The sequence below is a fragment of the Streptomyces sp. NPDC046925 genome (genome assembly GCF_040644915.1).
GTDB lineage: Bacteria > Actinomycetota > Actinomycetes > Streptomycetales > Streptomycetaceae > Streptomyces.
The window spans coordinates 202,647-227,848 of record NZ_JBEYWZ010000009.1 but is presented as its reverse complement, the minus strand read 5'-3'; the positions used below and the strand labels follow the sequence as shown (position 1 = coordinate 227,848).

The window sequence follows — 25,202 nt, the reverse complement described above, 5'->3', positions numbered from 1 at the left end:
TGAACCCCCATGGCCCACCCGGCAGCGCTCCCGCGAACAACACCCCTAACCGGGCTGTTCGGTGAACAGCCGCCCACTCCCCTTCCAACCCCCATCCAGCACGGTACGGATAACCAGGGTTGATGACGGGTGACGACAGGTCAGAAAATCCAGCACCAATCCAGCACGGCCACAGATTCGGGGTCGCACCCCGAAGGGCACGACCCCAACTGACCTGCAAGTAAGCCTAGTTCGAAAAACTAAGCTATAGCAGCCGCTTCACATTGTCCCCGAACGTCCACCCCTTCGAGCCGTCCCAGTTGATGGACCAGGTCATCAGGCCCTTCAGTGCGCCGTTGTAGTGGTTCCAGGCCTGGGTCACCAGGCTCGGGGGCATGTGGCCGCCGCCCGCGCCCGGTTGGGCGGGGAGGCCGGGGACCTGTTTGTCGTAGGGGACCTTGATCGTGGTGCCCTGGATGACCAGGCCCTTGTTCAGGCAGTCCGTCTGCGCGACGAAGCCCTGGACGGTTCCGGCGGAGTAGGAGTCGCCGGAGCAGCCGTACATGGACCCGTTGTAGTACTGCATGTTCAGCCACCACAGGCGGCCGTTGTCCGCGTACTTCTTCACGATGGGAAGGTACGCGCCCCAGATCGAGCCGTAGGTCACGCTGCCTCCGGTGACGTACGCCGTCTCGGGTGCCATCGTCAGGCCGAAGTTGGACGGCATGCGGGCGAGGACGCCGTCGATGATGCGGATGAGGTTGGCCTGCGAGGCGGAGAGCTGGTTGATGTTTCCGCTGCCCACGAGGCCGGTCTCGATGTCGATGTCTATGCCGTCGAAGTTGTACTTCTTCAGGATCGGCACGATGGTCTCGACGAAGCGGTCGGCGACCGTGCTGGAGTTGAGGTCGATGCCCGCGGTCGCGCCGCCGATGGACATCAGGATCGTGGCGCCGTTCGCCTTCGCCTGGCACATCTCGGCCGGAGTGGCGACCTTCACCGTCGAGTCCATGCCGTCCTCCCACAGGACGGTGCCGTCGGAGCGGATGACGGGGAACGCGGCGTTGATGACGTTGTAGCCGTGGTCGCGGATGCGGGTGTCGGTGATCGGGGTCCAACCGAACGGCGGATGAACGCCGTTGGCGGCTCCGTCCCAGTTCTCCCAGTAGCCCTGGAGCACCTTGCCGGCGGGCTTCGACTTGACCGCGCAGGTCTCGGCGGCCGGGGCCGCCGGGGCGCCGGCGGCTGCCGAGGCGGCCCGGGTGATGTCCTGGCGGTCCGGCGACGACGCCCGGTCGGGCGCGGCCCCGACGAGCAGCGGCACGGCGAAGGCCATCGCCAGACCGACCGCCAGAAGACGGGAGGGGGCGCGGCGCGATGCGGGGGCGTGGGGAGAGGTTCGGGATGACACGCTTACCTCCTGGACTGTGGTGCCTGGAGACGTAAGGGGTGCGACGGCCCACACCGTAAAGTGGTCCAGACCTGCCGTCAATAGGTCTGGACCAGACCGATCGAGCAGGAGGCCTCGCCCGCATGGACATCCTCGACTCCCGCGATCCGCTGGCCCTTTCGGTGACCGCGGCGATCCGGACGGGTGACCTCCCCGCTCTCCGTCAGCTCCTGGCCGACCACCCCGCTCTGGCCACCGGCGCCATCAGCCAGGACGGTCCCGCCGCGGGTCGGCGCAGCCTCCTGCACATCGCGACCGACTGGCCCGGGCATTACCCCCGCGCCGAAGAGGTCATCGCCGCCCTCGTCGCGGCAGGCGCCGACCCCGACGCCCGCTTCATCGGCGCCCATTCCGAGACGCCTCTGCACTGGGCCGCCAGCAATGACGATGTCACCGCGCTCGATGCCCTCATCGAGGCGGGCGCCGACATCGAGGCGCCTGGAGCCGTCATCGGCGGCGGCACCCCGCTCGCCGACGCGCGCGGCTTCGGCCAGTGGCGGGCCGCCCGCAGGCTCCTGGAGCACGGAGCCCGCGCGGACTTGCAGGACGCGGCCACCCTCGGCCTGCTCGAACAAGTCGAAGGCTTCCTCGCCTCGCCTGACTCCCCCGCCGAGTCCGAGATCACCAGCGCCTTCTGGGGTGCCTGCCACGGCGGCCAACTGTCGGTAGTAAAGCGCCTGTTGGAGCATGGTGCGGACGTGAACTGGATCGGCTACGACGACCTGCCGCCTCTGGACATCGCCCGCGCGCAGAACGCCGACGACGTCGTGGAGTGGCTGCTTGCCCAAGGCGCGAAGGGTCGCGCGGACTTGGGGTGACGCACGTGCGAGGGGGCCTCCGTCTCAGGAGTCCCGGTCCGCGAAGGCGCCCTCTTCCGTGAAGGCCAGCTTCGCGAAGCGTTCGCCCATACGGCGGTGAGCGGCGGCGTCCGGATGGATCTGGTCCGGCAGCGGCAGCTCGGCGAAGTCCGAACCCCCGTACAGCTCACGGCCGTCCAGGTAGGAGAGGTGCGGATCCTCGGCCGACCGCTGCTCCACGATCCGGGCCAGCTCCTCGCGGATGATGCTCAGGGTCAGCTTGCCGCCCGCGCGCTCCGCCGGGTCGCCCATGGCGATGAACTGCAGCCGTCCGGAACTCAGATCGCCGAAGTCCGGCGCGCTCGGTCCCGGCGTGTCCTCATGGATCGGGCACAGGACGGGCGAGACGACGAGGAGCGGCGTGGTGGGGTGACCTTCGCGGATCGTGTCGAGAAAGCCGTGGACGGCGGGGCCGAAGGCACGCAGGCGCATCAGGTCCGCGTTGACGACGTTGATGCCGATCTTGACGCTGATCAGGTCGGCGGGTGTGTCCCGCATGGCGCGGGCGGTGAACGGGTCGAGCAGGGCGCCGCCGCCGAAGCCGAGGTTGATCAGCTCCACACCGCCGAGGGAGGCGGCGAGTACGGGCCAGGTGGTGGTGGGGCTCGCCGCGTCGGAGCCGTGGCTGATCGAACTGCCGTGGTGCAGCCACACCTTGCGGCCGCTGCCCGGTGCGGGCTCGACGGGAGCGTCGGTGCGCAGCGCGACGAGTTCGGTGGTCTCGTTGTGCGGCAGCCAGATCTCGATGTCCTTGGCGCGGTCCGGCAGATCGGTGAACCGCAGGGTGCCGATCGGGCCGGACCGGCGCTCGAAGGTTCCTGCGGTCATGTCGATGGTCAGGACGTTGCCGCCGCTCACCGCGGCCTGACCGGCCAGGCGGCCGTCGACGAGCAGGTCGTACAGGCCCTCCGGCCGGGGCGGGGCGCCGACGTAGTCGCGTTTGGTGGGCAGTGTGTCCAGCTCGATGACGGTGGCCCGGGTGCGAAAGGCAAGGCGTACGCCGGAGGGCTGGGACTCTGCCATGGCCAGCTGGCCGTCGGAGCACTGGGCGCGGGCCCGTGCGGGCAGCCGGTGCGGCAGGACGCCGTGCTCGGTCTGCTCCAGGTCGAGGGCGCCGCGCAGGATGTCCGCGGTGATGGGCGTGGTGATCCAGCCCTGCCCGGCGTCGGGGGTGGTGTCTGTGTCGGTGTGCATGGTCGGTCTCCGCCTGCTGATCAAGAGGTCTGTTGGGGCGCGGGCCAGTTCCGCAGCAGCGCGTCGAGGGCGTCCAGGACGCGCGACCACGATTCCTGCGAGTCGGGTCGGCTGTGGCTGAAGCCTCCCGCCATCTCCAGGCTGACGTAGCCGTGGAAGACGCTGCCCAGCATCCGGACCGCGTGGGTCTGGTCGGGCTCGGTCAGGTCGTAGCCGCGCAGGATCGCCCGCGTCATCTGCGCGTGCCGGACGCCGGCGCTGGCGGCGGCGGTCTGCGGGTCGAGCCGCAGCTGGGCCGCGGCGTAGCGGCCCGGGTGCTCGCGGGCATAGTCGCGGTAGACGTCGGCGAACGCGGTCAGGGCGTCCTTCCCGGCCCGTCCGGCGAGAGCGGCGGCACCGCGGTCGGCGAGCTCCTCCAGGGCGAGGAGAGCGATCCTCGTCTTGAGGTCGTGGGAGTTCTTCAGGTGCGAGTAGAGACTCGCGACCTTGACGTCGAACCGCCGGGCGAGCGCCGAGACGGTCACGTGCTCGAAGCCGACCTCATCGGCGAGCTCGGCCCCGGCACGCGTCAGGCGCTCCGCGGTCAGTCCTGCGCGAACCATGCCCTTCCCTTCCGTTGGCATAACCGATTCTGCACTTACCTAAAGCCTTTAGGCAAATCGACATGCCCTGAAGGATGCGAGCGCGATCCAGATCCGCGATTTTGGAACGTACGGTTCAGAAATTGGGCAGACCTCGGCCTGGCCGTCGCGGCGGCGTCACGCTCGCTCGGACAGACCAGGCCGTTCCTGACCCTCGAACAGAAGACTCAGGCAGACTCAGGCCGCGCGACGCACCCGCGCCGCCTTGCGCGCCTCTGCCATCTCACGCGACTCGGCGCTGCGGCGCGAGCCTCCGCCGGAGCGGCCGGGCTGGCCCGGGCGTGTGCCCATTCCGCGGAAGGGGGCGCCGCCGCGCTTGGGGCGCTCCGTGCTGGGCGCGCTGCCGGCGATCGGCACGCCGGAGGGCGCCTTCGCACCGGTGATGCGGCTCAGCTCGGCCTCGCCGGAGCGGACCTGGGTGATCGTCGGCCGGATTCCGGCGGCGGACATGAGGCGGCTCATGTCGCGCCGCTGGTTGGGCGTCACCAGGGTGACGACGCTGCCGGACTCACCGGCGCGGGCCGTACGGCCGCCGCGGTGGAGGTAGTCCTTGTGGTCGGTGGGCGGGTCGACGTTCACGACCAGGTCGAGGTTGTCGACGTGAATGCCGCGGGCCGCGACGTTGGTCGCCACCAGGACCGTCACCGCGCCGGTCTTGAACTGGGCGAGGGTGCGGGTGCGCTGGGGCTGGGACTTTCCGCCGTGCAGCGCGGCGGCGCGGACGCCGCTGCCCATCAGGTGTTTGGTGAACTGGTCGACGGCGTGCTTGGTGTCCAGGAACATGATCACCCGGCCCTCGCGCGCCGCGATCTCGGTGGCGGTCGCCATCTTGTCGGCGCCGTGCACGTGCAGTTCGTGGTGCTCCATCGTGGTGACGGCGCCCTTGGAGGGGTCGACCGAGTGGACCACCGGGTCGTGGAGGTAGCTGCGGACCAGGAGGTCGACGTTGCGGTCGAGCGTGGCGGAGAACAGCATCCGCTGGCCGTCGGGGCGCACCTGGTCGAGCAGTTCGGTGACCTGGGGCATGAAGCCCATGTCGGCCATCTGGTCGGCCTCGTCGAGGACGGTGATGCTCACCCGGTCCAGGCGGCAGTCCTTGCGCTCTATGAGGTCCTTGAGGCGCCCGGGCGTCGCGACGAGCACTTCGGCCCCGGAGCGCAGCGCACCGGCCTGCCGGCCGATGGACATGCCGCCGACCACCGTGGCGATCTTCAGCTTCAGGGCGCGGGCGTACGGCGTGAGGGCCTCGGTCACCTGCTGGGCGAGCTCGCGCGTGGGAACCAGGACCAGGGCCAGGGGCCGCTTCGACTCGGCGCGCTGACCTGCGGTGCGCACGAGGAGCGGGAGCCCGAAGGCGAGGGTCTTGCCGGATCCGGTGCGGCCGCGGCCCAGTACGTCCCGGCCCGCGAGGGCGTTCGGCAGGGTGGCCGCCTGGATCGGGAACGGCTCGGTCACGCCGAGACCGGTGAGCGTCTTGAGCAGCACGGCGGGCATGTCGAGCTCGGCGAAGGTCTCCACCGCCGGGAGGCCCGGAGTGATGGTGACCGGCAGTGCGAACTCGCCCTGCGGTGCGGAAGGACGACGTCCCTGGCCGCCGGAGCGGTAGCCGGGACGGGGTCCGCCGCCCTTGCGGGCGCCGGCGCCGCGGGGGCCGCCGCTGTTACGGGGATTGGAATAGCGGTCATTCGTGCGAGCTGAACGGTTCATGGAGAACCTTCCTCGATATGGCACGCATCGAGGAATTCTCGGTGAATTTCAACCGAACGAATTGCAAGCACGAGCCGAAAAAAGAAAAACTTCTGCAAACAGCAACGAGCTGGTGCCCGCGCCGTGAGGCGCGGACACCAGCGTCGTCTTACGCTTCAGCGTCAGGCGGGAACGATGTTCTCGGCCTGCGGGCCCTTCTGGCCCTGCGTGACGTCGAAGTTCACCTTCTGGCCTTCCTGAAGCTCACGGAAGCCCGAGGTGGCGATGTTCGAGTAGTGGGCGAAGACGTCGGGGCCGCCACCCTCCTGCTCGATGAAGCCGAAGCCCTTTTCCGAGTTGAACCACTTCACGGTGCCAGTAGCCATACTTAAATCTCCATTCGGGGCAAGCCCGGGATCCACACTGTGCGAAACCCGGCGTCGCCACGTTGATTGCCCCGTCCGGAAAACTTCTCCGGAAATACAAAAGTGCCCGGCAGGAATAAACCTGCCAAAGGCACTTGAAGTCTTATGGGAACCACAACTGCAACTACGATCAACAGTAGCACGAGACGAGCATCACGGCACGGGCAAGCTCTACATATTTCGCCCGACCGGCCGCGTGTCCGCACCACATTGCGGAAATTTTCGGACCTCTGGTCTCACCGGGGGCGGGAAATGGCGCGCTGGAGCAGGTCCCGCAGGGCCTCCTGCTCTTTTTCCGTGAGGCCGGCGAGGGGCGAATCCTCGCCGAGGAGCTCCAGAAGCCGCTCCCGCAGCGCGACGCCCTCGGGAGTGAGCACCAGCTGCTTGGCGCGGCGGTCCGAGGGGTGCGGGCGGCGTTCGATCAGGGCCTGCTTCTCCAGCTTGTCCACGACGAAGGTGGCGTTGGAGGGCTCGCAGCTCATGCGCTCGGCCAGTTCGCGCATGGTCATGGGCCCCGCGAGTTCCCGCAGCGCGGTCGCCTGCGGCGCGGTGAGCCCCAGCCTGACGGCCCGCTGTCGCACATGCTCCGCGATCTGGTCCGCCATCCCGTTCACCAGGCCGCACAGCTGCCGCTCGGCGATGACCTGCGCTTCGGGGTTCGTCATGCGGCCCAGCCTAGCTGGTACATCCAGTCTGGATATTGCGAGCTTGAATGATTCAAGCTTGATGCATATGGTTGCCCCCATGACCACCGACACCCGGCTCCACTCCACGTCCGCACGGCTGCACCGGCCGTCCGGCATCCGTTCCCTGCAACTCGGCGAGACGAAGGTGACGTACGTACCCGACGGAGCCGTCCAGCTCACGCCGCGCGGCTGGCTGCCGGGCACCACCGACGAGGACTGGGCCGCCCGTCCCGAATATCTGGACGACACCGGCCACCTCGCGGCGGGCATCGGCGGCCTGCTCGTCGAACACGGCGACCGCGCGCTCCTGATCGACGCCGGTTTCGGACCGCAGTCCTTCCCGGCCGAGCCGGGCAGCGCGATCGGCGCCATCCGGGGCGGCGCGCTCCTGGACAACCTCGCCGCGCTCGGCCGCAGCCCCGAGGAGATCGAAGCGGTCGCCTTCACCCACCTGCACACCGACCACATCGGCTGGGCCTGGCACCCCGCACCCGACAGCGACGCCCCGCCCTTCACCCGGGCCGACTATCTGGTGGCCGAGCCCGAATGGTCACGGCGGCACCTCCTCGAGGCGCACGGCACCAGCAAGGAGCAACTCGCCGCGCTGGCGCCGAAGGTGCGGACCACGACGGACGGCCAGGAGATCTTCCCCGGCGTACGCGTCCGCTTCGTCCCCGGCCACACGCCGGGGCACGCCGCCTACGTCATCACGTCCGGCGGGCGCGACTCCGGCGGACAGCGCCTGATCGCCTTCGGCGACGCGCTCCACTCCCCCGTCCAGATCGCCCGCCCCGAGTGGTCGGCGGCGCCCGACCACGACTCCGTGCAGTCCGCGGACTTCCGCCGCCGTCTCATCGGGGAACTGCGGGAGCCCGGCACGATCGGCTTCGGCATCCACTTCGCCGACGTGGTGTTCGGGCGGGTGGGCACGGAAGAGGGCCGGGCCGTGTGGCAGCCGGTCGACGCCTCCTGAGACAGGGGCCGCCGAGAACAAGTACGGAAGGCATGCGCCCCGCCGGCAAGGGGTCCGGGGCCGTCGCTTCTGCCACGAGGCGGCCCCCGGCCGATCCGCCGGAAGCGGGCGCGGGGGCCCCGGCCGGCCTCCGAGCAGGCGAGAGCCGTGCCCCGCGAACCCATCCGGAACTCCCATCGCGCCGCCTTGCGGACACAGCAGTTGTCACGTGTAAATGCAGGACAGTTCAAGACTGAAACGCACATTCCATTGCAATCTCGTTATGTATTGACTCCTTGACGCCGGGAACACTGAGGGGTTGGCTTTCAGCCATCTCGGACCACAACGCAGCGGTCCGATCGAGGAAGTGGGCGAATGAGAACCCGTACGCGAGAAGCCGCCGTAGCCGTTTCCGTGAGCGCTCTGGCGCTCTCGCTCGCCGCCTGCGGCAGCATCCTGGGCTCCGACGACGACGGGAAGGCGACCGAGAAGAAGGGTGACGACGTCACCGTCGGTCTGCTCCTGCCCGAGGCAGAGACCGCTCGCTACGAGAAGTTCGACCACCCCATCATCGAGAAGCAGGTCAAGAAGCTCACCAACGACAAGGGCAAGGTCGTCTACGCCAACGCCGGCGAGGACGCAGCCAAGCAGAGCAGCCAGCTCGACCAGATGGTCGCCGACCAGGTCGACGTGATCCTGGTGAGCGCGGTGGACGCCAAGAAGATCGCACCGGCGGTCAAGAAGGCGAAGGAAGCGGACATACCCGTCATCGCCTATGACCGGCTCGCGGAGGGGCCCGTCTCCGGGTACGTGGCCTTCGACAACGAACTGGTCGGCCAGGTCCAGGGCCAGGCGATCCTGAAGGCGCTGGGCAGCGAACGCAAGAACAGCAAGATCGTCATGATCAACGGTTCGCCCACCGACCCGAACGCCGCCGTCTTCAAGGAAGGCGCGCTCTCCCAGCTCCAGAACCAGGTGAAGATCGCCAAGTCGTACGACACCGTCGGCTGGAAGCCGAAGACGGCCGGCGCCCACATGACCGACGCGATCACCGAGATCGGCAAGGACAACATCGCCGCCGTCTACTCCGCCAACGACGGCATGGCGAGCGGTGCCATCAAGGCCCTCAAGGCCGCCGGTCTCACCGACCTGCCTCCGGTCACCGGCCAGGACGCGGAGCTGTCGGCCGTGCAGCGCGTCGTCACGGGCGAGCAGTACATGACCGTCTACAAGCCCTACCCCGAAGAGGCCGTCGGCGCCGCGCAGATGGCCGTCCGGATCGCCCAGGGCCGCATGGTCGAGTTCGACGCGCTGGCCGGGGACAAGTCCGACAACGCCACCACGAAGAACATCCCCTCCCTGCTGGTCTCGGTGCGCCCCCTGACGCGGGACACCATCAAGTCCACGGTCATCCAGGACGGCATCTACAAGACCGGCGAGATCTGCACCGCCGAGTTCAAGGCGGCGTGCGCCACGGTCGGCCTCAAGGGCTGAGGGCCCGGAGCTCTCGTTTTCCCCGGCGTCGCGACGCAGGGGAGATCCGTCAGAAGGGCCCTAGAGTGCGGCTGTGCCGTCGTACAGCATTGGGCAGGCAGCCGGGCTGCTGGGCGTGAGTTCGGAGACCGTTCGCCGGTGGGCGGACGGTGGCCGGCTGCGTATGGACCGGGACGGCGCGGGCAACCGCTCGATCGACGGGGTGAGCCTGGCGGCGTTCGCCGCCGGGCGTGCCGCGGGGACGCATCCGGTACCGCCGGGTGCGTCCGCCTCCGTTTCCACCTCCGTGCGGAACTCGTTCGCCGGGATCGTCACCGCGGTGAGGGTCGACGACGTGGCGGCGCAGGTGGAGATCCAGTCCGGGCCGCACCGCCTTGTCTCGTTGGTGACGCGCGAGACCGTGGAGGAACTGGGCATCGAGGTCGGCGTGACGGTGACGGCGCGCGTGAAGTCGACCCACGTCCACGTCGATCTGTCGTGAAGCCGCGCCGCCCGGCGCTCGGAGCTCGGAGCTCTTGGACGAAGGGCCGGGATTCGCTAGCCCAGTCTTCGTATCAAGCTCACAAAAGCAAGGCGAAAGCGGCCTGACGGGTCGCATCTACGATTCCTCCGAGCGGCGGCCGGGTATGACTGGCGGCAGCCATGACCGTCCGGAGGGGGAATCCGATGAGCCGACCCGGCACGTCCACCCGCACGATCCCCGTGCGTACGGGGGCCTTCGCCATGTGCGGGGACATCGAACGCCCCGTCACGCTGACCGTGGCGGACCTGCGGGAACGCTGGGAGCAGCACGAGACGGACGTGACCTTCGACTGCGCCACGAACGGGCCGCAGCGCCACACCTTCGCCGGGCCCCTGCTCCGGGAGGTCGTCGGTGACGCGGGCCCGGCGTTCGATCCCCGGCGCCGCAAGGACCGTTCGCGTTTCCTGCTGGCCGTCAGCGGCGGGGACGGTCACCACACCGTCCTGTCCTGGGCGGAGATCGACGCGGACTTCGGGGATTCGCCCGTCCTGCTCGCCACCCGCCTGGACGGTCAGGAGCTGGACGCCGTGGGGAGCCAGCTCGTGGTTCCGTCGGACCGCTGCGGGGCGCGCTACATCAGCGCGATCAGCAGCATTTGGATCGGCGCGAGCCGCGTGCTCACGGGCGGTCGTCGCTGACCGTGTCGGCAAACGCCCTGGCCAGGGGCGACAGGGCCTCCCAGCGGCGTACCGCCCAGCCGGTCCACAGCGTGGGCAGTTCCGGGATGGGGATCAGGTGCAGGTCGGGGTGGCCGGGACCGCGCCATCCCGGCAGGTCGGGGACGATCGCGTGGCCCAGGCCCAGTTCGGCGAGCAGGAGAGCGGTGTCCCAGTCGGCGACGCTGGTGTCGGAGGCCGGGCTGATGCCGCGCTCGGTGAACCAGGCGTCCAGGCGCGCGCGGGACGTGGTGCTCTCCGGGAGCCCGATGAGCTGGATTCCGGCCAGCTCGGCGGTGGTGATCAGCGGCTTCGCGGCGAGCGGGTCGTCGCGGTGGACGGCGAGGACCCAGGGAAGTTCGATGACGGGACGCTGCTCGATGCCCTTCACCGGTGTGCCCAGGGTGATCCACGCCAGGTCGAGCCCGCCCGCGATGAGGGCGTCGAAGCAGCTGCGGCTGGAGTGCGCGGTCTCGAATTCGAGGCTCACCCGGGGGTGGCGCCGGCGGAAGGCCACGATCGCGTCGGAGAGGAAGTGGCGCACGGTGGTGGCGCCGGTGGTGATCCGCACCGATCCGCCCTCGCCTCGCACCAGGTCGCTCAGCCGGCGCAGGGCGTGGTCGATGTCGCCGAGGCCGCCCGCCGCCGCGTTCTGCAGGAGCTGTCCGGCCGGTGTGGGCACGACTCCGCGCGGGTGGCGTTCGAGGAGGCTGAGCCCCAACTCCCGCTCCAGGCGCCTGATGTGCTGGCTGACCGCGGGTTGTGTGCAGGACAGTTCGCGGGCGACGGCGCTGAGGCTGCCCGTGCGGCAGACGGCGACAAAGACGCGCAGGTCGTCGAGGGTCATGAAGGGTGAAGCTACAGCTTGGGGGCCTGCAAGGAAATCCCAGGATTGACTTGGGTGTTGGGCGGGCGGGACGATCTTCTCGGGCCCAGGGCGGCAACCTGGCCGGGTCCGTCCGCCCTCCGGAGGGCGGGCGGACCCGACCGGGTGCCGACCCGTCCCCCGCGCACCTGTCTCCTCCGTCCCGGGCTGTCCGCACTCCGGTACGCCGACCGTCCCGGAAAGGCGCTCCATGCAGGCACTCGAGACAGCGGCGATAGCGGCCGCGGCCGTCGCGGCCGGCGGCATCAACGCGGTGGTCGGCTCCGGCACCCTGATCACCTTCCCCACCCTGCTCGCCTTCGGCTACCCGCCCGTCCTTGCCAACGTCTCCAACACCATCGGACTCGTACCGGGCGTGCTCAGCGCGGCCTACGGATACCGCGCCGAGCTCAAGGGCCAGCGATCCCGTCTCGTCAAGCTCGGCCTGGCCTCGCTGTTGGGCGGTGTCGTGGGAGCGGTGCTGCTCCTGAAGCTGCCCGCCGACACCTTCAGCTCGGCGGTGCCGGTGCTGATCCTGATCGCCTGCGTACTGGTGCTGTTGCAGCCGCGGCTGCAGAAGTGGCTCGCGCGGCGCGACTCCCCCGGCCGTGCGGACGGCGGCATGCCGCTGTGGGCCGGTGTCATGGGTACCGGCGTCTACGGCGGCTACTTCGGAGCGGCCCAGGGGGTGCTGCTCATGGGCCTTTTCGGGACGTTCCTCCGCGACGACCTCCAGCGTCTGAACGCCGTCAAGAACGTCCTCGCGTGCATCGTGAACGGTGTCGCCGCGGTCCTCTTCATCGCGGTGACGAGCGTCGACTGGACGGTGGCCGGTGTGATCGCCGTCGGTTCGACGCTGGGCGGCCTGATCGGCGCGCGGGTGGGCCGCCGCCTCTCACCCGCCGTGCTGCGCGGGCTCATTGTCGCCGTCGGTGTCACCGCGGCGGTCGCCGTGGCCGTGTGAGGGCGGGTATCGCGCATCGCGGGAGGCCCGGGCGGCTCTGCTCTGGCGCCGGTAGCCGCCCGGTGCCAGGCCGTACTCCCGTTTGAAGGCTTTGGCGAAGGCGAACTCCGAGCCGTATCCGGTGCGGGCGGCGACCGTCGTCAGCGGGGCGTCGGACTCGCGCAGCATGCGGGCGGCGGTCGTCATGCGCCAGCGGGTCAGATAGGCCACGGGCGGTTCGCCGACCAGCAGGGCGAACCGCCGGGCGAACGCGGCGCGGGACAGACCGGCCCACTCGGCGAGGGATTCGACCGTCCACGAGGCCGCGGGGTCGTCGTGCATGGCCGACAGGGCGGGTGCGACCGCCGAGTCGCTCAGGGCGGCGGCCCAGCCCTGCGCGGCGGCCGGGGGCTGATCGTCGAGCCAGGCCCGCAGGATGTAGAGCAGCAGCGAGTCGATCAGCGGGGGCACGATGCCGTCCGAGCCGATGCGCGGGTTCTCCAGCTCGGCGCCGAGGAGTTGTACGGCGGCGCTCAGCTCCGGATGGCGTCCGTGCCCGGTCGGCAGGTGGATGACCTCGGGCAGCCGGCGCACAAGGGGGTGCGGTCGCGCCTGGTCCAGGGGATAGCTGCCGCACAGCAGGCTGGTCTCGGCGCCCTCTCCGCCGAGCGTGAGCGAGCCGATCGGTGCGCTCCGGCGGAACTGCTCGCTCTTGCACTCCTCGGCCGGGGTCGAGGAGTGGTCGGCGAGGATGTGACCGTGCCCGCCCCGCAGGAAGATCACATCGCCGGGGTTGAGCGGAATCGGCTTCAGGTGCGGCGGCGCGTCGGGCGGCGGGACCAGCCAGCAGGTGCCGTGGAGCACCACGTGGAAGGCTGCGCCCGCGGCAGGTGGCAGGCGCAGGCCCCAGGGGGCGCGGCCGTTGGCGCGTACGAACGCCGGGTTACCGGTGCGCATCGAGGCCAGCGCCTCGGTGAGGATGTCCATCCGGCCTCGCCCTCCTGGTGCCGCGTACTGCGTACTGCGTGCCGCTTGCGGCTTGTCGCTCGTGGTGCCGCGTGTCGCCCGTCGCGGTCGGTTCGTTCAGACCGTCAGGACAATCTTGCCTGGTACGTCTCCCCCGGCGATGCGGCTGCTCTCCCTGATTCTGCCGCTCGATGACCTCGGCCCCGGGGAGATCGAATGAGTCGCATGATGACTTTCCGCCCCGGCTGCATGTCCCGTCGTCTTGCCGCGCGACCCCCTCAGCCATGCGCGCCCGGAGCCTCGCCGCGCGGCCCCATTCACAACTTCCGCACCACGCGCCTTACTTGAAGGGTTGACTGCGCTCCGACAATCAGTATGGTCTAGGCCAATGAGTCGACCGAGGCGCCCGGTTGTCTCTCGCCCCTCCTCCCCCCCCCACTCAGAGGGAACAGAGATGAACAAGAAGCAGAAGCTGGCAGCCGCTCTGGGCGCAGGATTCGCGCCCATACTCGTCCTGGCCTCCGTGACCCCGGCCAGTGCGCACGGCTACGTCAACTCGCCCCCGAGCCGCCAGGCACAGTGCGCGGACGGCACCGTGTCCTGCGGCGAGATCACCCACGAACCGCAGAGCGTCGAAGGCCCCAAGGGGCAGACGACGTGCAGCGGCGGCAACTCACGGTTCTCCGAACTGGACGACGACAGCAAGGGCTGGAAGGCCACCGACGTCGGCTCCTCCCAGGACTTCAGCTGGAAGCTGACGGCACGTCACAGCACCAGCACCTGGCAGTACTTCGTCGGCGGCAACAAGATCGCCGAGGTCGACGACGGCGGTGCCCAGCCGGGTGAGACCGTCACGCACAAGGTCGACTTCGGCGGGCTCAGCGGAAAGCAGAAGGTGCTCGCGGTGTGGAACATCGCCGACACCAGCAACGCCTTCTACGCCTGCATCGACGTGAACATCACGGGCTGAGCCATCGCGCGGGTGGTTCCCCCACACCACCCACGTCCGGTCTGCCGGGCCGCGGCGCCATCGCGCCGACGGTTCGGCGGGCCGGGCTTTTGCGTACCAAATGACGCTCGGAGCGGGGTGCGGGCTGAGAGGGTGGGCGCATGGCCGATCTGCGCAAGACTCTGGAGACGCACGTCAGCAACAGCTCCGTGGCGGGAGCGGTGGGCCTGGTCGCCCGCGGTGACCGGAGCGAGGAGGTCGCGGCCGTCGGGTCCGTCGACGTCGAGGGCACCGCACCGATGGCCAGGGACTCCATCTTCCGTATCGCGTCGCTGACCAAACCCATCGTCGCCGCCGGCGTCATGATGCTGGTCGACGAAGGCCGGATCGCCCTTGACGACCCGGTCGGGCGCTGGCTTCCCGAACTGGCGTCACCGAGCGTCGTACGCACTCCGTCCTCGCCGGTGGACGACGTGGTCCCGGCGCTGCGCCCCATCACCGTCTCCCATCTGCTCACCTCCCGTACGGGATACGGGTTTCCGTCCGACTTCTCGCTGCCCGCGCTCGCACCGCTGTTCAGCGAGCTGAAGCAAGGGCCTCCCCAGCCGCAGGCCGTCCCGGACCCGGACGTGTGGATGGCCGCGCTGTCCCGCATCCCGCTCCTGCACCAGCCCGGCGACGGCTGGCTGTACAACCTCAGCTCCGACCTCCAGGGCGTGCTGATCTCCCGGGTCACCGGAGTGCCGCTGCCCCAGTACCTGGCCGAGCGGATCTTCGAACCGCTCGGGATGACCGACACCGCGTTCTCGGTGCCGCCGGGCAAGCTCGACCGGTTCACCAGCTACTACGCGGCCGGTGCCGAGGCCGGACCCGAACGCGATCCCCGCAGCGGGCTCGAACTGCTCGACCCCGCCGACGGACAGTGGAGCACCGCGCCCGCGTTCCCGTCCGGCGCCGGCGGTCTCGTCTCGACCCTCGACGACTGGCTCGCCTTCGGCCGCATGCTGCTGGCCGCCGGAACGGCGGCGGACGGGCGCCGGCTGCTCACGCCCGAGTCGGTGCGGCAAATGACCACCAATCACCTCACCACGCCCGAGCGGGAGTCCGCCGGTCTCTTCCTCGAAGGGATGGGATGGGGCTTCGGCGGCTCGGTCGACGTCGAGGTCGTGGAACCGTGGAACGTCCCGGGACGCTACGGCTGGGTGGGCGGCACCGGTACGACCGCGCACATCATCCCGTCCACCGGCACGGTCACCCTCATGTTCAGCCAGCTGCAGATGGGCGGGCCCAGCTTCCCCGAACTGATGCGGGACTTCTGGCGGTACGCGGCCGGGTCCTGAGCCGCTTCCATCCTTTCCCGGCTCAGGTCTGGCGCTCGGGGTCATAGGCGTCCGGGTGCAGCCCGAACGTCCACGCCACACCCTCCTTGGCCGTCCTCGTGGCGGGCGGTACGCGCAACCAGTACGTACGACTCGTGCCGTCCGGCTCCGGGGTGGAGTTGACCACCTCGACCATCACCACGTCCTCGTCACCGTCGAGCCGGATCCGCCAGAGCACACCCGTCTCGTCGCGGTGCACGGGGACCGCGCCCGACTCGTCCAGATAGCGGTCGTAGCCGTAGTGCTCCAGCATCACGCGGCGCAGTTCGGCGTTGTCCTCGGCGCGGATCCGCTCGGGGGTCAGCGCGGAGAGTTCTTGCAGGAACTCGGCAGGAACCGGCATACCGCGCCACGCGTGCAGGGCGAAGCCGTCGGGGAAGGCCAGTGCGGGGCCGTCCGCGCGGTCCAGACGGCCGGCCTCGTCGCGGTGCAGTTCGGTCGGGCGCTCGCAGAGGATCGCCTCACGCTCGTAGGGCCACCACCAGCCCGCCGCGCGGGCGACCCCCGCGACGCCGTCCAGTGGACCGCCCTGTGAGGTGTCGAAGGCGCACAGCCAGGCCGCCTCGTGCTGGCCGAGCACGGCGTCGAGGAGAACGAGACGAAGGGACTGTTCGTCCTTGCGCCTGCCACCCGCCAGTTCTTCCAGCACTCCGGTGCGGATGCGGGAAGCCAGGGCCTGTGTGATGTCCCAGAGCCGGGCGCCCGTGGCGTTCCAGTGCTCGCCCCAGCCGTCCGGACCCAACTCCCCGTGCAGAGCTTCCCGTTCGGCTGCCCAGGGGCGGTTGCGCACCGCGTCGCGCACGCTGGACCCCAGAGTGTCCTTCTCCGCGGCCACCAGTCGCACGGCCTCCAGCGGAGAAGCAGTCCACCGAATGCGCTCGGGCTCGCGAAGCCCTGCCCTGCGGTAGGCGAGCCGCACCCCTGCCTCGGCCGCCGCGCGGTCGGCGGGACCGGTGGCCGCCGCCACCTGCCGCCACTCCGTCACGTCGCTCTCCACCGGTCGTACGTACTCAGCCGTCGTCATCTCGTCCGCTCCCATGTCGCTCTCTCCCGCTTCCCGTTCCCCATGCCCCGCGTCTGTCTCACCGGCGGGGCATCAGTCGGCCACCAGACGCACGGAACCCGGTACGTACTCGCGCTGGCGCACCACCCGGTACCAGCCCTTCGGCAGCGGAATCACCGCGTGCTCCTCGTGCACCACGCGTCCGCCGTCCGGCAGGTGGAGCAGCATCGGACCGAACGGGCCCGATTCGCGGATCAGTTGGCCCGGCCCCACCACGGCGTGCGCATGTCCGGTCACTTCGCCGAGGGCCAGCACGAGCCTGCCGCGGGCGTCCCGCGGCTCCTTCGGACCGTCGCCGACGTGCGGCGGCAGCGCCGACTCGGCGACGGGCACGATGAGTACATCTCCCTGCCGGTACATGGGTGTCCCCTCCCCGCGGCACGCTCTGCACCGCTCAATGAATCCGACGGTACGGCGAGGGTCTGACAACGGCCGTCGGGCAACGGCCGCACCCCGCTTTCGCGGCCCCGCGGCGGGCGTTGTCAGTGGCGCTTGGTAGAAATTCTGCACATCGTCGATCACCGCGGACACGGGATCGCCGCAGTTGGGCGCCGGTTCGGCGCCATGGCCAGGGGAGCGGGCGGACATGACCATCGGAGACAACCAGCAGCACTGGCACGAACTGCCCATCCATGAATTCCCGCAGTTCGACGAGAAGATCACGGACGAACTGCCGGCGGCCGACTCCGTGGCCTGGCGCATCGCCGTCGACTCGTACGAAAGCGAGGAGGAGTGGGAGGCCGCGTTCGCGCGGTTCGCCGAGGCCGTCGACATCACGCGGGTGCGGGCGATCATCGTGGGCGCGTGGAGCGATGTCTACGAGAACGGGCCGGACGAGGTGATCGCCGCTCTCGTCGGGGCGAAGGAGCGCATGCCCGCGCTGCGGGCCCTGTTCCTGGGCGACATCGACTCGGAGGAGTGTGAGATCTCCTGGATCACCCAGGGCTGTGTGACCCCGCTCCTCGACGCGTTCCCCGGCTTGGAGGAGTTCGCCGTGCGCGGCGCCGACGGCCTGGCGTTTCCCGCGGTGCGCCACGAGCGGCTGCGGTCGCTGACCTTCGAATCCGGCGGTCTGCCGGCCGAGGTGGTGCGCGGGATAGCCGCGAGCGACTTCCCCGCCCTGGAGCATCTGGACCTCTGGCTCGGCACCTCCGGGTACGGCGGCGACGCGGCGGTCTCGGACCTCGAGCCCTTCTTCGCGGGGACGCGTCTGCCCCGGCTTCGGCACCTCGCCCTGCGCAACAGCGAGATCCAGGACGAGATCGCCGGGGCCATGGCGTCCGCGCCGGTCGTGGCCCGTCTCGAAGTTCTCGACCTCTCCATGGGTGTGCTGACGGACGAGGGGGCGACGGCGCTGTTGTCCGGCCAGCCGCTGACGCATCTCAAGAAGCTCGACCTGCATCACCACTTCCTCGGTCAGGCGCTGAGCCTGCGCGTGCGCGAGACCTTGCAGTCCGCGGGCGTCGAGGTCGACCTCGACCCGGACGACGCGGACGAGGACGAGGAGGAGGACGGCACGGTGTGGCGCTACGTGGCCGTGGGCGAATAGCGGTCGGCGGAGAGGGGGGAACGCCATGGGGCAGGCGCCAACGCGTCCTGAACCGGGTCCCGAACCGGGTCCCGGGCTGCCGTGTCCCGGGCTGCCCGGTCCGCGGTTCGCGGTGGTCGGCAACCCGGAGAACCGCCGGGTGGAGCTGTTCACGGCGGCCGTACGGGAGGCCGGGCTGCCCGCGCCGCGTGTCGTGCCGTGGCTGGATGTGCTGCGCGACGGCGGTGCCGCCTTCGGCGCGGACGAGGTGGTGCGGCTCGAATCGCCCGGTGAGAACGCCGACGTCGACCTGGCGCTGCGCGCGATGGACGACCCCACACGGGTGGAGGGCAGCGCGCGTTGGTACGGGCGGTTCATGGCGTCCGTACGGACGTTGAGCGGGGGGAGGCGCCTCGACGATCCGGACGAACTCGGAGTGCTGTTCGACAAGCGGCTCTGCCATGACGTACTCACCCGCGCGGGCGTTCCCGTTCCGCCGTCGCCGACGTCCGGGGCGCAGGCAGCGGTGCGGGGCTGGGACGACGTACGGGCGCTGATGCGGGAGCACCGCATGCCGCGACTCTTCGTCAAGCTCGCGCACGGGTCGTCCGCCTCCGGGGTGCTCGCCGTCGAGACGGCGGGCCCCGGGCGCATCCGGGCGACCACATCCGTGGAGATGTCGGACGGGCGGCTGCACAACTCCCTTCGGGTGCGCCGCTACCGGGACGAGCGGGAGATCGCCGCGATCGTCGACGGACTCGCGCCCGACGGGCTGCACGTCGAACGCTGGATGCCCAAGGCGTCGCTGCACGCGCACGTGGCCGATCTGCGGATCGTCGTGACCGGCGGGCGGGCCACCCACGCCGTCGTACGGACCAGCAAGTCACCCCTGACCAACCTCCACCTGGGCGGGGCACGCGGCGAGTTGGCCGCCGCGATCGAGGCGGCGGGGGCTCGCTGGGGCGAGGCCCTGGACATCTGCGAGCGGGCCGCCGCCTGTTTTCCCGGCACGCTCTGCGTCGGTGTCGACCTCCTTCCCGCCATCGGCTGGCAGCGCTTCGCCGTCGGCGAGGTCAACGCCTTCGGTGATCTGCTGCCACGCCTGACGGGGCTGCCGGGCAGCGGGGCGGAGGGGCTCGACACGTACGCGGCGCAGATCGCCGCCGTACGACGACGCCCGCCGGCCCCTGCCACACCGCCCCGGGCTTCCTCCGCCCGGCACCGGGCTGTCTCCGCCGCCCCGCCCCGCTCGCCGAACCACCCCGCAAGGAACCACCATGCCCACGCCTGACACCACGAGCCCGCCCGAGCCGTCAATCGCTCCCGACATGAACGAGGTCGTCGGCCGGGACGACCTGCTCCTCGTCACCCTCGACACCCTGCGGTACGACGTCGCCGTCGAACTCGCCGCCGCGGGCCGCATCCCGCATCTGGCCCGTCATCTGCCGGGCGGCGTCTGGGAGAAGCGGCACGCGCCCGGCAGCTTCACCTACGCCTCGCACCAGGCGATGTTCGCCGGTTTCCTGCCCACGCCCGCCGCTCCGGGGCCGCATCCACGGCTGTTCGCCGCACGGTTCGCGGGCAGCGAGACGACCGCGGGGCGCACGTTCGTCTTCGACACCCCCGACCTGGTGTCCGGCCTCGCACAGGCCGGGTACCGCACGGTGTGCATCGGCGGGGTCGGCTTCTTCAACAAGCAGGGCGCCCTCGGGGACGTCCTGCCCGGGCTCTTCCAGGAGAGCCACTGGGAGCCCGGGTTCGGCGTGGCCTCGCCCACGTCCTTCGAGTCGCAGGTGGCACGGGCCGAGAAAGTGGTGGCCGAACTCCCCCACGAACAGCGCCTGTTCCTCTTCCTGAACGCCTCGGCCCTGCATCAGCCCAACTGGTTCCACACGACCGGCGCCACCCGCGAGGCAGGCGACAGCCGCGCGACGCACGCCGCCGCCCTGGAGTACATCGACCGGCACATAGGGCGCCTGTTCACCGCCCTGAGCTCGCGCCGCCGCTGCTTCGCCATCGTCTGCTCCGACCACGGCACGGCCTACGGAGACGACGGCTATACGGGCCACCGTCTCGGGCACGAAGCCGTGTGGACGGTCCCCTACGCCCACTTCTTCCTGGAGCCGTCCGCATGAGCACACCCCAGCTTCTCGACCCCACCGCCACCCGCCCGTACCAGAGCTACGTCTACGCCTACCCGCACAAGACCGCCTACCGCCCGCTGGCCGACCGACCCGAGCTGCGCACCCTGTGGGCAGCCGAGCCCAAGGACGCGCTCTCCCTCTATCTGCACATACCGTTCTGCGAGGTCCGCTGCGGCTTCTGCAACCTCTTCACCCGCATCGGTGCGCCCGGCGAGCTGACCACCCGCTATCTCGACGCGCTCGACCGGCAGGCCACAGCGGTGCGGGACGCCCTGGCGCAAGGCGAGGACGCGGCGCGGATCCGGTTCGCCAACGCGGCGTTCGGCGGCGGCACCCCCACCTATCTGGAGGCGGCGGAGCTGGAGCGGCTCTGCGACATCGCCGAGCGGCGCATGGGGGCCGACCTGCGGGCGATACCGCTCTCCGTCGAGGCATCGCCCGCCACCGCCACCGCCGACCGGCTCGCGGTCCTGGCCGGGCGCGGGGCGACGCGGCTCAGCCTGGGCGTGCAGAGTTTCGTCGATGCCGAGGCGCGGGCGGCGGTGCGGCCCCAGCGCCGGGCGGACGTCGAGGCGGCGCTCGGACGGATACGCGACGCCCGCATCCCGGTCCTCAACATCGACCTCATCTACGGGATCGACGGCCAGACGGAGCGCACCTGGCGCACGTCCCTGGATGCCGCGCTGGCCTGGCGGCCCGAGGAGCTCTATCTCTACCCGCTGTACGTGCGGCCGTTGACCGGCCTGGGCAAGCACGGCACGGCGCTGTCCGACGCGGACTGGGACGCACAGCGGCTGCGGCTCTACCGGCAGGGCCGCGACCATCTCCTGGCCGCGGGGTACGTCCAGGTGTCGATGCGGATGTTCCGCCGGGCGGACGCGCCCCCGCAGGGCGCCGACGACTACGCCTGCCAGACCGACGGCATGATCGGCCTGGGCTGCGGCGCCCGTTCGTACACCTCCTCGCTGCACTACTCCTTCGACTACGCGGTCGACCTGCGCGAGATACGCACGATCATCGACGAGTACACCGCCACCGAGGACTTCGGCCGTGCCGTGCACGGCCGCCGGGTCGACGGCGCCGAGGCCCGCCGGCGCCACCTCCTGCAGTCGCTGCTTCAAGCGGACGGCATGCCGCGGGCCGACTACCGCAAACAGTTCGGCACGGACCCCTACGAGGACTTCCCCGCCGAACTCGAACGGTTCGCGGACCGCGGCTGGCTGGAGCGGGAGGCGACGGCGGAAGTCCTGCGCCTGACACCGGAAGGCCTCGCGCACTCCGACGCGATCGGCCCCGAGCTGTTCTCCGCCGAGGTGCGGGCCGCCATGGCCGCATACGAACTGAAGTGAGCCCGCAGACCGTGTCCCTGCCCCCGCCCCTGCCCCTGATCCCGCCGGCCATGGACCTGACGATCCTCTACCGCGGCCCGCTGGCGTCGTGCGACTACGCCTGCCCGTACTGCCCCTTCGCCAAGCGCCGCGACACCCCCGAGCAGTTGCGCGCCGACCGGGCTGCCCTCGAACGCTTCACGGACTGGGCCCGGCACCAGACCGGCGACCGCCTCTCCCTCCTCTTCACGCCCTGGGGCGAGGGCCTGGTCCGCTCCTGGTACCGGCGGGCGCTGGTCGAGCTCTCCCACCAGACGCACATCGACCGCGTCGCGATCCAGACGAACCTCAGCTGCCGCACGGACTGGCTCGCGCAGGCCGACCTCGACACCGTCGCCCTGTGGTGCACGTACCACCCGGGCCAGACGCCGTACGACCGGTTCCTCACCAAGACACGCCAACTCGCCGATCGCGGCGTGCGATTCAGCGTGGGCGTCGTGGGCCTGCCCGACCACCTCGACGACGCACGACGTCTGCGGGCCGCGCTGTCGCCGGAGGTCTACCTGTGGGTGAACGCAGCGGAGGGCCACACGTACACCGACGACGAGGCGGCCCTGTGGACCGCCCTCGACCCCCTGTTCCCCTACAGCCGCCACCCGCACCGCTCAGCGGGCCTGCCCTGCCGCACGGGCGAGTCCGTCATCTCGGTCGACGGCGAGGGCACGGTCCGCCGCTGCCACTTCGTCCGCGGCGAACTGGGCAACCTGTACGACGGCTCGTACAGGCAGGCCCTGCAGCCCCGCGCCTGTCCCCTGGCGGTCTGCGACTGCCACATCGGCTACGTCCATCTGGAGACACTGCCGCTGTACGACGTATTCGCGGGCGGAGTCCTGGAACGGATCCCCGCACACCTCACTGCATCTGCCGCCGCACCATCCGGCCGCCCCACATCAACATGACGCCGCGGGTATTCGCCCCCTCCTGCTTGTCACTTCGGCGTCGTTCCATCGGCCAGACGTTGGCGGAGTTGACCGGCGACAGTCTCCTTGCCCGCCTCTGAGAGTTCGGTGGTGCCGTCAGTCGGCGGCGGTGGGACCGGCGGCTGACGTTGTTCCTCCAGAGCGGAAAGCAGGGTGTCGCGGGTAACGGTACCCAGGCCACGTCGTGCCGTGCCGACCGCAGCAAGGATGACCGCCATCTTGATGTCCCGGCCCGAGACCTCCGCGACGTCGGCGAGTTCGTCGAGCGAGACATCCTCGTGCACCGGCAGTTCGGCCGGCAGGTGAGTTCGCCAGATCAGCCGGCGGGCGGGGCGATCAGGCAAGGCGAAGTCGACGTGCAGCAGGCGGGACTCGACCGCCGCGTCGTAACTGTGCGGCAGGTTGCTGGCGAAGATCACCAACCCCTGGAAGGTGTCGAGCGCCATCAACAGCTCCGTCCGCATGGAGTTGATGGCGCTCTCCGCTGCCTGCTGGGGCTGCGCAAACCGGCGCGAGAGCAGAGACTCGGCCTCGTCGATGAAGAGCACCGCGTTCTGTTCTCTGGCCGTGGCGAACAACGCGGCGAGGTTCTTGGGGCCCTCGCCGTGATATTTGCTCTCCAGGTCCGACAGTCGGCAGGACAGGATGCGCCGCCCCAGCCGTTGCGCGATCGCATGGGCCGCCATGGTCTTCCCCGTCCCGGGCGGTCCACGGAAGTTGACCGCCGTCGAGGGGTTGGGCTCGATCGACCGCATGTTCCAGGTGTCGAAAACGAGAGGTGCTACCTCGACCAGCGAGACGCAGTCGAGCAGGCGGTTGACCGTCGCTTCCGGGAGCACGAGCTGATCGAAGGTGTAGAGCGGTTCGACCGTCGAGAAGGCCGGCCCGCGCGCCTCCGCATCTACCGAAGGATCCGACGGATCCGACGGGAACTGTGCCTGTTGGGAAGGCACTTGGCCATATCCGGCGCTGATACTGAACGCACCGGGCCTGTACCGGTCGATGACGTCACCGAGCATGGCGAACAGACGCACCCTGAACTTCACCATCTCCGCTTCCGGGACACCCGCAGGGAAGCCACTCAGGAAGAGACGCGGCGCGGACCAGGGCCTCTCGGCCTTGGCCCGCTCTCGCCGGCCGGGTTCATGTGTAGACACGGATCACACCCCCCCGACGTCCCCAGCCTGCGAACGAGTTCAGGGTCGAGTGCGTGCCCGTCCCACGTCTGGGAGGCCGTCTTCGTGCCGTACGACGTGAAGACCCCGCCGACGACGTGATAGTCCCCGGTGGCCAAGCGGCTGGAAAGGATCTCCGCATAGCCGCCTGGCACGGCCCGCGTCGAGATCCAGCTGTCCACCATGTCCCAGGTCACCTGAGCCAGTACGGCTCCGGCTGCGAAGCTGCCCGCCATCACGAGCAGGATGAGGCTGATGGGGTCCACCTGGCACCCCTCAGGTGTAGACGACGAGCCCGCGGCCCGCCGTGTGATTCTGTACGACCCCCGCGCTGGGCTGGCGCATGCTGGCGAGCGCACGCGCCTCGATCACACGGCCTGTGCCCTCGTCGAAGAAGCCTTGGACTATCCGAGTGGTCGCGGTCGCGGGGGTCTTGTCGAAGACCCCGCCGACCTTCGCGTAGTCCTTGTTGGCGATGCGCTCCGCCAGCGAGAAGGCGATCGCCCTGGCGTTCGTCGCCTTGATCCGTCCGCGCGCCTGGAACCATTCCGTGATGATTTCCACGGTGATGAATACGATCGCTACAGCGATGTACCCGAAAAAGGCGATCGCTGCGATGAGTGAGATTGGATCCATTTCCCTCTGTCCCCCGATTTTGTTCGTTCCTTTTGCTCTTTTGTTCACTTACGGCGCCGGAACCATTGGTTCAGCTCCTCTTCGTCGATCCTCAAGTCCGTACGACGCCTCGCGCGCATCCGGAGAGCCGCGATAAGCACAGCCGACGCGACAGCCAACCCTGCAACGAGACCCGCCCATCCCCACATTGATTCCTCCGACGCCGACCTGCTGGAGAACGCGGCGATCTACTCAAAGATGATGAGTTCCCGCCCGCCGAGCAGACTCTTGAGCTCCTCGTCCAGTTGCTTCGCCACCATGAACCTGCCATACGGTTCCCCGGACGGCGTCAGGCACGGCTCGTTCCCGTGGTCGACGAACAACTGGAGGCAAGGAGTCCCATAGGGAAGCCCTCGACGCACCAGGAGGGCGCCATGGTGCACCTGAGGCACGGCCGGACGCTCCTCCACGAAATAGCGAACAATCTCGTCGAAGGTGAGCGTATTGACGTGCAAGGGTCGCGGCACTTGCGCCTTTTTGATCGCTACCCTGCCGAGGAGTTGGAGAACTCCCACGATGGCCTCAGCAGCGTCCGGCGTCATCTCATCCGCTACACGGCGACGCCGCTTCGCTCGCCAAGAATGTGGATCATCAGTCATGCGCCATCATCCCCCGGAACCTGATATCCAGATGAGGAGTGTAGCGGCGAAAGCCGTTGCCTGTA

The 25,202-nt window shown here is 69.8% G+C and carries 26 protein-coding genes; 13 read left to right on the top strand and 13 right to left on the bottom strand.

Translation table 11 applies throughout. The annotated features are described in order from the left end of the window. Window positions 1–244 precede the first annotated feature (244 nt). On the bottom strand, window positions 245–1,315 hold the full coding sequence (locus tag ABZ906_RS31385; RefSeq protein WP_361388789.1) for a chitinase: 1,071 nt from the start codon (window positions 1,313–1,315) through the stop codon (window positions 245–247). A gap of 197 nt (window positions 1,316–1,512) precedes the next feature. On the opposite strand from ABZ906_RS31385, the gene ABZ906_RS31380 reads away from it, so the two are divergent. Next, on the top strand, window positions 1,513–2,247 hold the full coding sequence (locus tag ABZ906_RS31380; protein ID WP_361388481.1) for an ankyrin repeat domain-containing protein: 735 nt from the start codon (window positions 1,513–1,515) through the stop codon (window positions 2,245–2,247). 24 nt (window positions 2,248–2,271) lie between these two features. Here ABZ906_RS31380 and ABZ906_RS31375 read toward each other — a convergent pair whose 3' ends face one another. From ABZ906_RS31375 to ABZ906_RS31355, 5 genes are all read right to left on the bottom strand, one after another. Further along, complete coding sequence (locus ABZ906_RS31375; RefSeq protein ID WP_361388478.1) at window positions 2,272–3,480, bottom strand: GDSL-type esterase/lipase family protein; 1,209 nt, start codon at window positions 3,478–3,480, stop codon at window positions 2,272–2,274. A 20-nt stretch (window positions 3,481–3,500) separates the two neighbouring features. Then, on the bottom strand, window positions 3,501–4,082 hold the full coding sequence (locus tag ABZ906_RS31370; protein WP_361388475.1) for a TetR-like C-terminal domain-containing protein: 582 nt from the start codon (window positions 4,080–4,082) through the stop codon (window positions 3,501–3,503). A 216-nt stretch (window positions 4,083–4,298) separates the two neighbouring features. Next, the gene (locus ABZ906_RS31365) at window positions 4,299–5,828 is read right to left on the bottom strand and encodes a DEAD/DEAH box helicase (protein WP_361388472.1); all 1,530 of its coding nucleotides are present in this window, start codon (window positions 5,826–5,828) and stop codon (window positions 4,299–4,301) included. A gap of 161 nt (window positions 5,829–5,989) precedes the next feature. After that, on the bottom strand, window positions 5,990–6,193 hold the full coding sequence (locus ABZ906_RS31360) for a cold-shock protein (RefSeq protein ID WP_361184572.1): 204 nt from the start codon (window positions 6,191–6,193) through the stop codon (window positions 5,990–5,992). 275 nt (window positions 6,194–6,468) lie between these two features. Beyond that, window positions 6,469–6,897 (bottom strand): MarR family transcriptional regulator, encoded by a 429-nt coding sequence (locus ABZ906_RS31355; RefSeq protein WP_361388469.1) that lies wholly within the window; start codon window positions 6,895–6,897, stop codon window positions 6,469–6,471. 79 nt (window positions 6,898–6,976) lie between these two features. On the opposite strand from ABZ906_RS31355, the gene ABZ906_RS31350 reads away from it, so the two are divergent. The 4 genes from ABZ906_RS31350 to ABZ906_RS31335 all read left to right on the top strand — a co-directional run bounded on the left by ABZ906_RS31350 (window position 6,977) and on the right by ABZ906_RS31335 (window position 10,525). Then, window positions 6,977–7,891 (top strand): MBL fold metallo-hydrolase, encoded by a 915-nt coding sequence (locus ABZ906_RS31350; RefSeq protein ID WP_361388466.1) that lies wholly within the window; start codon window positions 6,977–6,979, stop codon window positions 7,889–7,891. A gap of 354 nt (window positions 7,892–8,245) precedes the next feature. Continuing rightward, window positions 8,246–9,364, top strand: coding sequence for a substrate-binding domain-containing protein (locus ABZ906_RS31345; protein WP_361388463.1), 1,119 nt, complete (start codon window positions 8,246–8,248; stop codon window positions 9,362–9,364). Between the two features lie 73 nt (window positions 9,365–9,437). Next, complete coding sequence (locus ABZ906_RS31340; RefSeq protein ID WP_361388460.1) at window positions 9,438–9,845, top strand: TOBE domain-containing protein; 408 nt, start codon at window positions 9,438–9,440, stop codon at window positions 9,843–9,845. Between the two features lie 185 nt (window positions 9,846–10,030). Beyond that, a complete protein-coding gene (locus ABZ906_RS31335) occupies window positions 10,031–10,525 on the top strand; it encodes a molybdopterin-dependent oxidoreductase (protein WP_361184584.1) in 495 nt (164 codons plus the stop codon). Here ABZ906_RS31335 and ABZ906_RS31330 read toward each other — a convergent pair. Then, complete coding sequence (locus ABZ906_RS31330; protein WP_361388457.1) at window positions 10,506–11,390, bottom strand: LysR family transcriptional regulator; 885 nt, start codon at window positions 11,388–11,390, stop codon at window positions 10,506–10,508. The genes ABZ906_RS31335 and ABZ906_RS31330 overlap by 20 nt on opposite strands. Before the next feature lie 229 nt (window positions 11,391–11,619). On the opposite strand from ABZ906_RS31330, the gene ABZ906_RS31325 reads away from it, so the two are divergent. Beyond that, complete coding sequence (locus ABZ906_RS31325; RefSeq protein WP_361388454.1) at window positions 11,620–12,372, top strand: sulfite exporter TauE/SafE family protein; 753 nt, start codon at window positions 11,620–11,622, stop codon at window positions 12,370–12,372. On the opposite strand, the gene ABZ906_RS31320 is transcribed toward ABZ906_RS31325, so the two are convergent. Beyond that, a complete protein-coding gene (locus tag ABZ906_RS31320; RefSeq protein WP_361388451.1) occupies window positions 12,304–13,338 on the bottom strand; it encodes an AraC family transcriptional regulator in 1,035 nt (344 codons plus the stop codon). The two genes, ABZ906_RS31325 and ABZ906_RS31320, sit on opposite strands and share 69 nt — an antisense overlap. A gap of 433 nt (window positions 13,339–13,771) precedes the next feature. On the opposite strand from ABZ906_RS31320, the gene ABZ906_RS31315 reads away from it, so the two are divergent. Together ABZ906_RS31315 and ABZ906_RS31310 are read left to right on the top strand one after the other, a co-directional pair. Beyond that, on the top strand, window positions 13,772–14,287 hold the full coding sequence (locus tag ABZ906_RS31315; RefSeq protein WP_361388448.1) for a lytic polysaccharide monooxygenase auxiliary activity family 9 protein: 516 nt from the start codon (window positions 13,772–13,774) through the stop codon (window positions 14,285–14,287). 140 nt (window positions 14,288–14,427) lie between these two features. Continuing rightward, window positions 14,428–15,606, top strand: a complete 1,179-nt coding sequence (locus tag ABZ906_RS31310; RefSeq protein ID WP_361388445.1) for a serine hydrolase domain-containing protein — start codon at window positions 14,428–14,430, stop codon at window positions 15,604–15,606. Window positions 15,607–15,628: 22 nt separating this feature from the next. Here ABZ906_RS31310 and ABZ906_RS31305 read toward each other — a convergent pair whose 3' ends face one another. Together ABZ906_RS31305 and ABZ906_RS31300 are read right to left on the bottom strand one after the other, a co-directional pair. After that, the gene (locus tag ABZ906_RS31305; protein WP_361388442.1) at window positions 15,629–16,669 is read right to left on the bottom strand and encodes a DUF6745 domain-containing protein; all 1,041 of its coding nucleotides are present in this window, start codon (window positions 16,667–16,669) and stop codon (window positions 15,629–15,631) included. 72 nt (window positions 16,670–16,741) lie between these two features. Further along, on the bottom strand, window positions 16,742–17,068 hold the full coding sequence (locus ABZ906_RS31300) for a hypothetical protein (protein WP_361388439.1): 327 nt from the start codon (window positions 17,066–17,068) through the stop codon (window positions 16,742–16,744). 226 nt (window positions 17,069–17,294) lie between these two features. Here ABZ906_RS31300 and ABZ906_RS31295 point away from each other — a divergent pair, with 226 nt between their 5' ends. The 5 genes from ABZ906_RS31295 to ABZ906_RS31275 are packed head-to-tail and all read left to right on the top strand — an operon-like array spanning window position 17,295 to window position 22,667. Then, the gene (locus ABZ906_RS31295; RefSeq protein WP_361388436.1) at window positions 17,295–18,257 is read left to right on the top strand and encodes an STM4015 family protein; all 963 of its coding nucleotides are present in this window, start codon (window positions 17,295–17,297) and stop codon (window positions 18,255–18,257) included. Between the two features lie 25 nt (window positions 18,258–18,282). Further along, entirely contained in the window at window positions 18,283–19,527 is a 1,245-nt protein-coding gene (locus ABZ906_RS31290) for an STM4014 family protein (RefSeq protein ID WP_361388433.1), read from the top strand. Between the two features lie 37 nt (window positions 19,528–19,564). Beyond that, the gene (locus ABZ906_RS31285) at window positions 19,565–20,371 is read left to right on the top strand and encodes an STM4013/SEN3800 family hydrolase (protein ID WP_361388786.1); all 807 of its coding nucleotides are present in this window, start codon (window positions 19,565–19,567) and stop codon (window positions 20,369–20,371) included. Beyond that, window positions 20,368–21,729 (top strand): STM4012 family radical SAM protein, encoded by a 1,362-nt coding sequence (locus tag ABZ906_RS31280; protein ID WP_361388430.1) that lies wholly within the window; start codon window positions 20,368–20,370, stop codon window positions 21,727–21,729. Before ABZ906_RS31285 ends, ABZ906_RS31280 begins: the two co-directional genes overlap by 4 nt. A gap of 50 nt (window positions 21,730–21,779) precedes the next feature. Beyond that, window positions 21,780–22,667: an STM4011 family radical SAM protein gene (locus tag ABZ906_RS31275; RefSeq protein ID WP_361388783.1), complete on the top strand. Its 888-nt coding sequence runs from the start codon at window positions 21,780–21,782 to the stop codon at window positions 22,665–22,667. A gap of 29 nt (window positions 22,668–22,696) precedes the next feature. Here the strand turns inward: ABZ906_RS31275 and ABZ906_RS31270 are convergent, their stop codons facing one another. From ABZ906_RS31270 to ABZ906_RS31260, 3 genes are all read right to left on the bottom strand, one after another. Then, window positions 22,697–23,737: an ATP-binding protein gene (locus ABZ906_RS31270; protein WP_361388427.1), complete on the bottom strand. Its 1,041-nt coding sequence runs from the start codon at window positions 23,735–23,737 to the stop codon at window positions 22,697–22,699. 402 nt (window positions 23,738–24,139) lie between these two features. Further along, entirely contained in the window at window positions 24,140–24,427 is a 288-nt protein-coding gene (locus ABZ906_RS31265) for a hypothetical protein (RefSeq protein ID WP_361388424.1), read from the bottom strand. Window positions 24,428–24,726: 299 nt separating this feature from the next. Continuing rightward, window positions 24,727–25,137: a hypothetical protein gene (locus tag ABZ906_RS31260; RefSeq protein WP_361184621.1), complete on the bottom strand. Its 411-nt coding sequence runs from the start codon at window positions 25,135–25,137 to the stop codon at window positions 24,727–24,729. Between the last annotated feature and the right edge of the window lie 65 nt (window positions 25,138–25,202).

What these genes read in the sequence shown, in the direction of transcription:
- ABZ906_RS31385 (WP_361388789.1), bottom strand. Translation starts at nt 1,315, where the DNA reads ATGGCCTTCGCCGTGCCGCTGCTCGTCGGGGCCGCGCCCGACCGGGCG.
- ABZ906_RS31380 (WP_361388481.1), top strand. Translation starts at nt 1,513, where the DNA reads ATGGACATCCTCGACTCCCGCGATCCGCTGGCCCTTTCGGTGACCGCG.
- ABZ906_RS31375 (WP_361388478.1), bottom strand. Translation starts at nt 3,480, where the DNA reads ATGCACACCGACACAGACACCACCCCCGACGCCGGGCAGGGCTGGATC.
- ABZ906_RS31370 (WP_361388475.1), bottom strand. Translation starts at nt 4,082, where the DNA reads ATGGTTCGCGCAGGACTGACCGCGGAGCGCCTGACGCGTGCCGGGGCC.
- ABZ906_RS31365 (WP_361388472.1), bottom strand. Translation starts at nt 5,828, where the DNA reads ATGAACCGTTCAGCTCGCACGAATGACCGCTATTCCAATCCCCGTAAC.
- ABZ906_RS31360 (WP_361184572.1), bottom strand. Translation starts at nt 6,193, where the DNA reads ATGGCTACTGGCACCGTGAAGTGGTTCAACTCGGAAAAGGGCTTCGGC.
- ABZ906_RS31355 (WP_361388469.1), bottom strand. Translation starts at nt 6,897, where the DNA reads ATGACGAACCCCGAAGCGCAGGTCATCGCCGAGCGGCAGCTGTGCGGC.
- ABZ906_RS31350 (WP_361388466.1), top strand. Translation starts at nt 6,977, where the DNA reads ATGACCACCGACACCCGGCTCCACTCCACGTCCGCACGGCTGCACCGG.
- ABZ906_RS31345 (WP_361388463.1), top strand. Translation starts at nt 8,246, where the DNA reads ATGAGAACCCGTACGCGAGAAGCCGCCGTAGCCGTTTCCGTGAGCGCT.
- ABZ906_RS31335 (WP_361184584.1), top strand. Translation starts at nt 10,031, where the DNA reads ATGAGCCGACCCGGCACGTCCACCCGCACGATCCCCGTGCGTACGGGG.
- ABZ906_RS31330 (WP_361388457.1), bottom strand. Translation starts at nt 11,390, where the DNA reads ATGACCCTCGACGACCTGCGCGTCTTTGTCGCCGTCTGCCGCACGGGC.
- ABZ906_RS31325 (WP_361388454.1), top strand. Translation starts at nt 11,620, where the DNA reads ATGCAGGCACTCGAGACAGCGGCGATAGCGGCCGCGGCCGTCGCGGCC.
- ABZ906_RS31320 (WP_361388451.1), bottom strand. Translation starts at nt 13,338, where the DNA reads ATGGACATCCTCACCGAGGCGCTGGCCTCGATGCGCACCGGTAACCCG.
- ABZ906_RS31315 (WP_361388448.1), top strand. Translation starts at nt 13,772, where the DNA reads ATGAACAAGAAGCAGAAGCTGGCAGCCGCTCTGGGCGCAGGATTCGCG.
- ABZ906_RS31310 (WP_361388445.1), top strand. Translation starts at nt 14,428, where the DNA reads ATGGCCGATCTGCGCAAGACTCTGGAGACGCACGTCAGCAACAGCTCC.
- ABZ906_RS31305 (WP_361388442.1), bottom strand. Translation starts at nt 16,669, where the DNA reads ATGACGACGGCTGAGTACGTACGACCGGTGGAGAGCGACGTGACGGAG.
- ABZ906_RS31300 (WP_361388439.1), bottom strand. Translation starts at nt 17,068, where the DNA reads ATGTACCGGCAGGGAGATGTACTCATCGTGCCCGTCGCCGAGTCGGCG.
- ABZ906_RS31295 (WP_361388436.1), top strand. Translation starts at nt 17,295, where the DNA reads ATGACCATCGGAGACAACCAGCAGCACTGGCACGAACTGCCCATCCAT.
- ABZ906_RS31290 (WP_361388433.1), top strand. Translation starts at nt 18,283, where the DNA reads ATGGGGCAGGCGCCAACGCGTCCTGAACCGGGTCCCGAACCGGGTCCC.
- ABZ906_RS31285 (WP_361388786.1), top strand. Translation starts at nt 19,565, where the DNA reads ATGAACGAGGTCGTCGGCCGGGACGACCTGCTCCTCGTCACCCTCGAC.
- ABZ906_RS31280 (WP_361388430.1), top strand. Translation starts at nt 20,368, where the DNA reads ATGAGCACACCCCAGCTTCTCGACCCCACCGCCACCCGCCCGTACCAG.
- ABZ906_RS31275 (WP_361388783.1), top strand. Translation starts at nt 21,780, where the DNA reads ATGGACCTGACGATCCTCTACCGCGGCCCGCTGGCGTCGTGCGACTAC.
- ABZ906_RS31270 (WP_361388427.1), bottom strand. Translation starts at nt 23,737, where the DNA reads ATGGTGAAGTTCAGGGTGCGTCTGTTCGCCATGCTCGGTGACGTCATC.
- ABZ906_RS31260 (WP_361184621.1), bottom strand. Translation starts at nt 25,137, where the DNA reads ATGACTGATGATCCACATTCTTGGCGAGCGAAGCGGCGTCGCCGTGTA.